Raw genomic sequence first — 7294 nt, forward strand, 5'->3', positions numbered from 1 at the left:
GTGAGCGGGAGCGGGAACGCGAGCGGGAGCGCGAACGCGAGCAGCCCCGTCCGGCGGTGCAGAAGACGGTCGTCAAGCGGCGCCGCGGCCTGCCGATGGGCTGCTTGATCAAGCTGGCGATCCTGGCCCTCATCGGCTTCGGCATCTACACCGGCGTGAACTGGGCGATGGCCAAGATCAACGGCATCCACCACGACCTGAACAACTGGGTCTCGCGCGAATGGCACCAGATCGCGCAGAAGATCGACCTGGAGAAGAAGAAGGTTCCGCAGATCCCCGGCCCCTCCGACCTGCCCTCCTCCTTCCCGGGCGCGAACAAGACCGGATGACGATGCCGCTGACGACACCCATGACGACGCCGATGATGATGACGACCACCGATCACCCGCTGTCCGCCTGAGTCGACCACTGACGACCGCTACGGCGAGCCCGCTTGCCCGAAAGGCGTGCGGCGCGGGAAAGTTTCGTGTCCCCCGTTTCCCCAGCGGCGGACACGGCCAGCGGACAGGAGCGAGAAGACCTCGTGGCGCGGAAGATCGGCAGCAGATACACCATCACCACGGTGCTGGGCCGCGGGACCTGCGGCACCGTGTGGGAGGGCGAGGGCCCGGGCGGCCCGGTCGCCGTCAAGCTGCTGCGTGAGGACCTGGCCGCCGACCAGACCCTGATCGCGCGCTTCGTGCAGGAGCGCACCGTCCTGACCTCGCTCCAGCACCCGAACGTGGTCGGGGTGCGCGACCTGGTGGTCGACGGCACCGACCTGGCCCTGGTGATGGACCTGATCCGGGGTTCGGACCTGCGCCACCTGCTGGACAACGAGCGCGCGCTGCGCCCGCAGACCGCCGTGTCGATAGTGGCCGGCGTCGCCGAGGGCCTGGCCGCCGCCCACGCCCAGGGCATCATCCACCGGGACGTGAAGCCGGAGAACATCCTGCTGGACCGGGCCAGCGGCGCCCTGGTCCCGCGGCTGGCCGACTTCGGGATCGCGCGCCTGGTCGACGGCCCGCGCCGGACCCGCGCCACCCGGATCATCGGCACCCCGGACTACCTGGCCCCGGAGGTCATCGAGGGCCTGCAGCCGGGCCCGGCGGTGGACATGTACGCGCTGGGCACAGTGCTGTTCGAACTGCTGGCCGGCTGGACCCCGTTCGGCGGCGGCCACCCCGGCGCGGTGCTGCGCCGGCACGTCACCGACAAGATCCCGCCGCTGCCCGGCGTCCCCGGCCCGCTGGCCGCGCTGGTCGCCTCCTGTCTGGCCAAGGGCCCGGCGGCCCGGCTGACCGCCTCGGAGTTCGCCGCCCGGCTGCGCGAGCTGGCGCCGATGCTGGCGGACCTGCCGGCCCTGGACGTCCCGGACCCCCGCGAGGGCGGCTGGGACGTGCGGTCCTCGGCGCGCGCCAGCCTGCACGGCGGCCGCAACCCGACCATCGACCCGATCCCGATGCGGCACAGCGGCATCGTCCCGCTGGTGCACAACGCGGAGGTCAAGGACGAGGACGAGGACACCCATCTGAACCTGATGCGCCCGATCCGCGAGCGGGACGAGGGCGAGGTGCGGCGGCGTTCGGGGACGGGTACGTACGACGTCTCCGCGCTGCGGGCCGAGCGCGCGGACCGCCCCGAAGGTTCTTCGGGCGGCGCCAAGCGACCGCGCTGGATCGCCGCCACCGCGGCCGCGCTGTTGGTCGGGGGAGCGGCGGCCGCTATCGCCATGGGCATGTCCGGGGGCGACGACTCGGGCAAAGACAATAAGGCGCACTCGCAGGGGCCTGCAGGAGCGGCCACTAATGTGTCCACCCCTCCCGAAACCACTACGCGGTCCACCGCGGTGGGGCTGAGCTTCCAGCCGGCGCGCGATCTGCCGCAGCTTCCCGTCTCTATCCAGGGCGGGCCGCGGACGGCTGTCTTTAAGGACTCCTCGGGTACGACGACCCTGTTCGTCTTCGTCACCGGTACTGACGGCACGGTCTGGTACTTGCCCGGCGAGAACAGCCACTCCTGGTTGCCGCTGCGCGGTCTGAAGGCGGGTGCGGAGCCCGCTGTAGTGGCCACTAGTGCGGGGCATCTGGAGCTGTTCGCTATAAGGGAGAGCGACGGAGTCGTCCACCAGCGCAGCTATACGAACGGCGGCTGGTCGTCGAAGTGGGTCCCGGTCGGGACGGCGAAGCTGCACGGTGCCCCGGGTGCCCTGGCCAATCCGGACGGCTCCGTGGTGGTCGCCGGAGTCGATGGCAGTAGAACGCTGATGACTTCTACAGGGACCCCTAGCGGCTCCTCCGGTACCTACTCCTGGAGCGATTGGCAGGCGGTGCCGGGCACCGGCAACCTCGCCTCCGGCGTCGCGTTGGCCCCGACCTCGGCGCCGTCGGGGTACACCGCGTACGTGCCGCGGGCTTCCGATGGCGGCGTAATGGCGATCGCCTATACGAACAAGCTGTGGGGGACGCCTGTACAGACTCCGCTGTCGGGTCTCCCTACAGCGGCTACGACCGGTGACGGTGCGTCGTATATCTTCGTGCGCTCCGGCGGCGGCGCCGTCAAGGCGATGAATGCCGACGGGCAGGCCGGTGCCGGGGGCCTTCAGTCGGTACTGCCTCCCGGCGCCACCCAGACCCCCGACGGCCGGGTCGCGGTGGTCACGGCCGCCTCTCCCACGAAGCTGCGGGTGTCGTACTCCGGCTAGGCTGGCCACGTGGCTACAGATCCTTCCGAAGAGCTCAAGAACCTCCGCACGACCATGGCCTCCATCGAGGCCGTGCTCGACCTCGACAAGCTGCGCACGCAGATCGCGGATCTGGAGGAGCAGGCCTCGGCCCCGGACCTGTGGAACGACCAGACCAAGGCGCAGGCAGTGACCTCGAAGCTGTCGGGCCTCCAGTCCGAGCTGAACCGGTTCTCCACCCTTAACCGGCGGCTGGAGGACGTCGAGGTGCTCTTCGAACTCGGCCAGGCCGAGGGCGACGCCGACACGTTGGCCGAGGTGCAGGGCGAGCTCATCGACGTCTCCAAGGCGGTCGGCGAGCTGGAGGTGCGCACGCTGCTGTCCGGTGAGTACGACGCGCGCGAGGCGCTGGTGTCGCTGCGCGCCGAGGCCGGCGGCGTGGACGCCGCGGACTTCGCCGAGATGCTGCTGCGCATGTACACGCGCTGGGCCGAGCGGCACGGTTATCCGACCGAGGTCTACGACACGTCGTACGCCGAAGAGGCCGGCATCAAGTCCGCGACCTTCGTCGTCAAGGCGCCTTACGCCTACGGCACGCTCTCGGTGGAACAGGGGACGCACCGGCTGGTGCGTATCTCGCCGTTCGACAACCAGGGCCGGCGGCAGACCTCGTTCGCCGCGGTCGAGGTGGTGCCGGTGATCGAGCAGACCGACCACGTCGACATCCCCGAGGACGAGTTGCGCGTCGACGTCTACCGCTCCTCGGGCCCCGGCGGCCAGGGCGTCAACACGACCGACTCCGCGGTGCGCATCACGCACCTGCCGACCGGGATCGTGGTGTCCTGCCAGAACGAGCGCTCGCAGATCCAGAACCGCGCCTCGGCGATGGCCGTGCTCCAGGCCAAGCTGTTGCAGCGGCGGCGCGAGGAGGAGCAGGCGAAGATGGACGCCCTGAAGGACGACTCCTCAGGGTCGTGGGGCAACCAGATGCGCAGCTACGTTTTGCACCCGTACCAGCTGGTCAAGGACCTGCGCACGAACCACGAGACCGGCAACACCACGGCGGTGCTGGACGGGGACATCGACGAGTTCATCGAGGCCGGGGTCCGGTGGCGCAAGCAGCGGGAGAACGGTTAAAACGGACAGAAGCCGCTATATAGAGCACTTCGCTCTATATAGCGGCTTTCTCATGCTTTACCGCGCTAATGGGCACCACTTATAGCGATGATCCTTAATGGAACGTCGTGGTGAGAAAAGCCACAGCGATGAGCAAGGTCAACAGGACTACGGTCACCGTCGACAGGGACAGGCCGCCGGTCTGGCGGTGCATCTGCGCCCTCTGGCCACGGCAGACGCTGCACCTGCCCTCGGACACCGGTCCCGCGCAGTTCGCGCAAACTAGGTGCTCACAGCACATGCCGCCTCACCTCCTGTGTTCCGTACCCGCTGACAGCCGGTGCGGATTGTGCTTCCCGGCCGAAGGGGCCATGAACCCCTACTTCCGGCGTGTACTGTCATCTCTACTGTGACACTACGACCGAGCGTACGCATAAGTGCCCGCCTGGGCTTCCTGAGGGCTGCGCTTGTCGCGGAGGCGATGCCGGCATGATCAGATTCGACAAGGTCACCAAGACCTACCCCACTCAGAACCGTCCTGCGCTGCAGAATATTTCGTTGGAGATCGAGCGCGGCGAGTTTGTTTTCGTCATCGGTTCCTCGGGGTCGGGCAAGTCGACCTTCATGCGTCTGATCCTGCGCGAGGAGCGGCCCAGCGCCGGCCGGGTGCACGTGGCCGGCAAAGACCTCGCCAAGCTGTCCAACTGGAAGATCCCGCAGCTGCGCCGCCAGATCGGCACGGTGTTCCAGGACTTCCGGCTGCTGCCGAACAAGACGGTCGAGCAGAACGTGGCCTTCGCCCTGGAGGTCATCGGCAAGTCCCGGCCCACCATCGGCAAGGCCGTGCCGGAGGTGCTGGACCTGGTGGGCCTGGGCGGCAAGGGCGGCCGGTTCCCCAACGAGCTCTCCGGCGGTGAGCAGCAGCGCGTGGCGATCGCCCGGGCGTTCGTGAACCGTCCGATGGTCCTGATCGCCGACGAGCCCACCGGAAACCTGGACCCGGAGACCTCGGTCGGCATCATGAAGCTGCTGGACCGGATCAACCGCGCCGGCACCACCGTGGTGATGGTGACCCACGACCAGGCCATCGTGAACCAGATGCGCAAGCGGGTGCTGGAGCTGGACAGCGGCAGCCTGGTGCGCGACCAGTCGCGCGGCGTGTACGGATACGTCCGCTAGAGCGCCCACGACCCCGCAGCATTAGAAGCAGAACTCACGTAGGAGTCCCGACCCACTATGCGCGCACAATTCGTCCTGTCCGAGATCTTCATCGGCCTACGCCGCAACCTCACGATGACCGTCGCGGTCGTCGTCTCCGCGGCGGTGGCCCTCGGCATGCTCGGCGTCGCGCTGCTGATGCTGTTCCAGACCAGCCACATGAAGGACTACTGGTACAACAAGGTCGAAGTCTCGGTGTTCATGTGTACCAAGGACGACGCGACCCTGCACCCGGCCACCTGCGCCAACGGGCAGGCGTCCCAGAACCAGATGAACAGCCTTCAGGCTGACTTGACGGCCAACCAGCTGGTCCAGCAGGTGTTCCCGGAGAGCCAGGCGGACGCGTACGCGCGCTACCAGCAGCAGTCCGCGGGCAGCACCAGCGGCACCTCGATGGCCCAGTACGTGACCCCGGACCAGATCCCGGCCTCGCTGCGGGTGAAGCTGAAGAACCCCAGCACCGAGAACATCGACGCGATGATCAGCTCCTACCAGGGGCAGCAGGGCGTGGAGACGGTTTCGGACCAGCGGACCATCCTGCAGCCGCTGTTCAAGCTGTTCAACGGCCTCACCGTCTCGGCGACCACGGTCGCGGTGGTGATGGTCGGGCTGGCGCTGATGCTGATCGTGAACACGGTGCGGCTCTCGGCATTCAGCAGGCGCCGCGAGACGGGCATCATGCGCCTGGTCGGAGCGTCGAACTTCTACATCCGATTGCCCTTCCTCATGGAGGGCGCGGTCGCGGGCCTGGGCGGCGTCGCAGTGGCGACCCTGGGCGTGGCCAGCTTCAAATTCTTCCTGATCGACCGGGTCCTGGCCCCGAACTTCACCTTCACCAGCTTCATCGGCTGGGACAAGGTCCTGGTCACGGTCCTGATCCTGATCCCGGTAGGCCTCCTGATGGCCGTCGGCGCCAGCGCCCTGTCGCTGCGGAAATACCTGAAGGTCTAGCACCGTTCATCGGGGATAATGAACCCCATGCCGAAGGAACAAGGCCAGAAGGTCATCGCCCGCAACAAGAAGGCGCGCCACGAGTACGAGATCGAGGCCACCTACGAAGCAGGCATCTCCCTGACCGGCACCGAGGTCAAGTCCCTGCGCGCAGGCCGCGCGAGCCTGGTGGACGGCTACGCGGTCATCAAGGACGCCGAGGTCTGGCTCCAGGGCGTGCACATCGCGGAGTACACGGAGGGCACGTGGACAAACCACGTCCCCCGCCGCAACCGCAAGCTGCTCCTGCACCGCGCCGAGATCAACAAGCTCATCGGCAAGACCAAGGAGACGGGCCTGACCCTGATCCCGCTGGAGCTGTACTTCAAGGACGGCAAGGTCAAGGTCGAGATCGGCCTGGCACGAGGCAAGAAGACGTACGACAAGCGCCAGACCCTCATGGAACGCCAGAACAAGCGCGAGGCCGAGCGGGCAATGGCCGCCGCCTTCAAGCGGAACAACCGCCGCCGCTAGCCCCGACCAGCGCATTCGCCACCCGGCAGGCCCACCCCCGACCCCCAGTTCGCCCACGGCGAACCCGCTGGAGTCTGCCCCGCCGAACCGCTACCCTTGGATCACGGCCCCGGGAAACCGGAGCCGACAGGTTGACAACTGAACAGAGACGACCAAGCGTCAGAAAACCAAACGTTTCCGACCAGAGTCGTCCAACAAGGGGCCGAACGGTTTCGACATTGGACGTTTTGGCAGGGGAAGCGGGCCGAGGAAGCAGCGATGATCTCGTTAACCACACGCTGCAAAAAAAATAACTGCCAACAAGACGCAGCTGAAGTCGCAGACCGCTTACGGTCTCGCCGCCTGACAATAATCAGGTTATGACTTCTGTCGACCCGGGAGCGCCTCCGGCCCGGTAAGACATCATTAGGAGGATCCACCGCCAGGCACGGCCACAGGGCCAGGCGGGACATCAATGTGGCTGGGCCTGTCAGCAGCGTGCCTGTGAGACTGCCGGGGCCAAGAAAAGCGAACACAGGCTGCGCCCGGAGAAGCCCTGACAAGCCGCCGATGGACGCGGGTTCAATTCCCGCCGGCTCCACGCAAATCGCAAGCCAAAAGGTGGAGCTGATCTTGCGCTACTTGAACACCGCTGACCTGCTGGAATGCGCTCGACCGACACGCTCGAGCGCGTTTTGATCTTCATGGTTGTGGACATCCGGCCATCTCGGGGGCGCATTTCATTAACACGCTGACTTGATCTAGTGGCCGAGGGCGGCGGTGAGGCGGTCCGGGGTGCGCAGTGGTTGTTCAGCGGGGGTGAAGGCGAAGCCGAGGCCGGCCAGAGCGCGGATG

The 7294-nt window shown here is 67.1% G+C and carries 5 protein-coding genes, 1 other RNA gene and 1 pseudogene; all 7 read left to right on the forward strand.

Annotated features, from left to right (window positions below; all coding sequences use genetic code 11):
- Nucleotides 1-329 (forward strand): annotated as a pseudogene (locus tag IZR01_RS46880) (hypothetical protein); the annotation flags it as partial.
- Between the two features lie 194 nt (nt 330-523).
- On the forward strand, nt 524-2683 hold the full coding sequence (locus tag IZR01_RS46885; protein ID WP_194927620.1) for a protein kinase domain-containing protein: 2160 nt from the start codon (nt 524-526) through the stop codon (nt 2681-2683).
- 9 nt (nt 2684-2692) lie between these two features.
- Nucleotides 2693-3799 (forward strand): peptide chain release factor 2, encoded by a 1107-nt coding sequence (gene prfB, locus IZR01_RS46890; protein WP_194899400.1) that lies wholly within the window; start codon nt 2693-2695, stop codon nt 3797-3799.
- 468 nt (nt 3800-4267) lie between these two features.
- Nucleotides 4268-4957: a cell division ATP-binding protein FtsE gene (gene ftsE / locus IZR01_RS46895; RefSeq protein ID WP_194899399.1), complete on the forward strand. Its 690-nt coding sequence runs from the start codon at nt 4268-4270 to the stop codon at nt 4955-4957.
- Between the two features lie 57 nt (nt 4958-5014).
- Nucleotides 5015-5947: a permease-like cell division protein FtsX gene (gene ftsX, locus IZR01_RS46900; protein WP_194899398.1), complete on the forward strand. Its 933-nt coding sequence runs from the start codon at nt 5015-5017 to the stop codon at nt 5945-5947.
- 27 nt (nt 5948-5974) lie between these two features.
- On the forward strand, nt 5975-6460 hold the full coding sequence (smpB, locus tag IZR01_RS46905; RefSeq protein ID WP_194899397.1) for an SsrA-binding protein SmpB: 486 nt from the start codon (nt 5975-5977) through the stop codon (nt 6458-6460).
- 198 nt (nt 6461-6658) lie between these two features.
- Nucleotides 6659-7043, forward strand: a transfer-messenger RNA (tmRNA) gene (ssrA, locus tag IZR01_RS46910).
- Nucleotides 7044-7294: the final 251 nt, after the last annotated feature.

The sequence above is a fragment of the Catenulispora pinisilvae genome, assembly GCF_015356865.1.
Lineage (GTDB): Bacteria > Actinomycetota > Actinomycetes > Streptomycetales > Catenulisporaceae > Catenulispora > Catenulispora pinisilvae.